This window comes from Streptomyces sp. NPDC005533 (assembly GCF_042871845.1).
Classification (GTDB): Bacteria; Actinomycetota; Actinomycetes; order Streptomycetales; family Streptomycetaceae; genus Streptomyces.
On the sequence record NZ_JBIAJH010000173.1, the window covers coordinates 1 to 1633 of the forward strand.

The 1633-nt window shown below is 63.0% G+C and carries 1 pseudogene; it reads right to left on the reverse strand.

The features are described 5' to 3' along the window. Nucleotides 1–200: 200 nt before the first annotated feature. Nucleotides 201–423, reverse strand: a pseudogene (locus ACFYP3_RS37725) (IS256 family transposase); the annotation flags it as partial. Between the last annotated feature and the right edge of the window lie 1210 nt (nucleotides 424–1633).

The following is a 1633-nucleotide window of genomic DNA, read 5'->3' on the forward strand; positions in this document are numbered from 1 at the left end:
ACCCGCTACGAGAAAACCGCCACCTCCTACGAAGCGGCGGTCACCCTCGCATCAATCCTGCTCTGGGCAAGATCAGTTTGAAGACGGACCCTAGAGCGACGGGGGCGAAGTAGAGCCGCTTCAGCGCGGCGGTTTGGTTCGGGGAAGTGACCGCAGGCCTGGCCACGCATCGGTAACGCGCGCTCAGGCTCTCGATCGCGCTTCGCCCCCGTGCCGTTGCAAGAATTGCCACCGCCCTTCCCGGCCGGGTCATGCTTGTCATAGCCGAGATGATCGGCGATCTCGCCTCCCCCCGAGCAGACTCCAGTAGCCACTTTGTCAGCTGCTGGAGCAACCCGCCCTCACACGTCAGCTGCAGGCCCACAGCCTGAGCTCGTGAACCAACTCATCGATCAGCCAATCATCCACGGCTCTTGCCAACAGCGACTCGACTGCCTCGCTGAACTCGGGCCACCGCCACGCTCTCAACGCTCACCGGTCCACCCTCCACGATCGGAAGTCACACCGAACCATTCACAACCCCGCGCGACTGCCGACGGCGACTGAGGAACTGCAGTATGCAGGGAGCTCGCCCTCGTCTGGAAGGGCGCCTACACCAAACCCAAAGCGCGCCCAGGACACGTCCCGGGCAAGGGCGTCCAGCGTTTCCCCCAACAGCTGATCCGCGGACGTCCAGCAGTGCGTCATTCCAAATTTGGGCTCCGCCCGAGATCGGCGCCACAGCTTGACCTTCGCAGACGATTCGGGTGCGTCACGTGATCGATGGGCGGGTTGAACGAGCTCAGCGAGCAGTGTCCGGCGTCAGCTACCTCCTCCCGCGTCCGGCCGACTGAGTTATAGACACAACCGAGGGCCGCCTCTACTGGTTCAGCGCGGCGGCTACCACCTGTCGTGGCAGTTCCAACGGCCCTTCAGCCATCGGGTGCCTAGGTAGCCGGGCACCCAGCGCTGCTCATACCCCCCATCTTCCTTCCAACCGGGGTGCCAACGGCCACGACGATCCCTGTAGCCGCCGTGCCAAGTGCCCTCATGCCACTTCTTCTCCCAGTGTCCCTTGACCCAGACCTTGCTCCAGTGGCCGCGCTGCCACGAACAGCCGCCGTGGCGGCGGTGAGCGCCGTCACTGCGGGCATCACGGCCATGATCGTCGAACAATGCGATGGATGCGGTTGAGGCTTGGGGTGTAGTACTGGCCGAGGTAGCCGACGCACCGTTGGCAGCACCGAGAAGTGCGCCCCCGACGAGAAGGCTCACCGTCGCCATACCTGCAGCGACGCAACGGCAATGCATAAAAATTTTCATCACACTCATCTCCTGTACCCTCCACAACTGCAAGGCATCGGCATTCTGGCAGGCACTGTCCTATTCCTGACGGTCGGTCCTCCACCGACATCTACCAACGGTGACCGCTGTCAGCCACGCCATCTGTTGGCTCTAAGAGGACCCGGGAGCTGCAACATGACGTGAGGAACGAAGTCCCTTCTCACTTACCGGCCAGGATGGCCCTTCGACGTCGCGAACGCGCCTTCGCCCTGCTGAAGGTTGTTGCGGCCCGTCTGGGATGGGGCATTCCTCTTGTATGGGTGGGGTGTTGCGGGCTGTGTTGGTGTGGGTGGAGACGTTCACTGGTCTG